The following is a 1,124-nucleotide window of genomic DNA, read 5'->3' as shown; positions in this document are numbered from 1 at the left end:
GAACCTGCCAAGCGGTATAACGGGTATGCCCTTTATCATGCACCCTACCGAGAAGACTTCAATGCTAGTATGAAGGTAGACTTTCGGGAGAACTTGTGGCACGACTACGGCACAGGTCAAGGCGGAAGCATCATAGACCTTGTGATGCGTATGCAAGGGTGTAGTGCTTATGAAGCGATGAAGCATCTTGCTGGAAAGCGAGAGACAGTAGTTGCACCCTCTACCTTTCATCGTGAAGATCACATAGAGCATAGAAGAGATGAGCTGAGAGCAAATAATAGAAGGCATATTCTTTCCATCAGCGATGAGTTGCCCTCACATCTGCAACGCTATCTTCGAGAGGTTCGCAAGATAGATCTTGCAGTGGCAGGTGCTTATCTCCGTCACATCCACTACGAGGTAGGAGGACGAGAATATTCCGCCATCGGATTTCCCAATCGTTCTGGTGGATATGAGCTTCGGGATGACAAAGCATTCAAGGGAACTATTGCGCCAAAGGATATATCTGTGATTGCAGGAGGAGAGGACAACGCCCCTCTCTGCATCTTTGAAGGCTTTATGGATTTCCTTTCCCTTCTTACGATAAACGGAAAAGAAACGGCGCCTTGCCTTGTCTTGAACTCGGTCAGCAACATTTCACGAGCCATCGCCTATCTCCAAGAGCAAGACATTGACTCCGTTCGAGCGTTCCTCGATAATGACCCTGTAGGACGGCAGGCACTCCTGACTATCCAATCATCAGGTGTGACCGTAGAGGATATGAGCAGGCACTATGCCCGACACAAAGACCTCAACGAGTTTCTTGTTGCACAACGAGAAGCGCAGAAACAGAAAATAGCCCCTCGTAAAAGGGGGCTTAGACGATAATGCAAAAGAGAGAAATTTCAACAACGGAACAATCGGGTATTCGAAGAGACTAGAGCTGTAAAGCGTATAGATGTGAGCCTTTGTTTCAAGAGTTATGGCACCCCCTTGGAGTTGCAAGTTTGCTGGGGCAAACTTAGAAACAAAGACTCAGTGCATTCAGAGAATGCAAGCACTTCAAAGGCAGGCTGCGGAATAGGGCGGAGCGGGCATTTGGAGAAATGCCATAGCTCATTAGGGCATTTTCTTCACGCTCCACT

The 1,124-nt window shown here is 48.0% G+C and carries 1 protein-coding gene; it reads left to right on the top strand.

Translation table 11 applies throughout. The features are described 5' to 3' along the window. A partial coding sequence (locus tag L215_RS0108305; protein ID WP_082239938.1) for a toprim domain-containing protein occupies nucleotides 1-867 on the top strand: 867 nt, incomplete at its 5' end. Between the last annotated feature and the right edge of the window lie 257 nt (nucleotides 868-1,124).

Origin of the sequence: Porphyromonas uenonis DSM 23387 = JCM 13868, assembly GCF_000482365.1 — a bacterium.
GTDB classification, from domain to species: domain Bacteria; phylum Bacteroidota; class Bacteroidia; order Bacteroidales; family Porphyromonadaceae; genus Porphyromonas; species Porphyromonas uenonis.
This window is presented reverse-complemented; position numbering and strand designations above follow the sequence as displayed.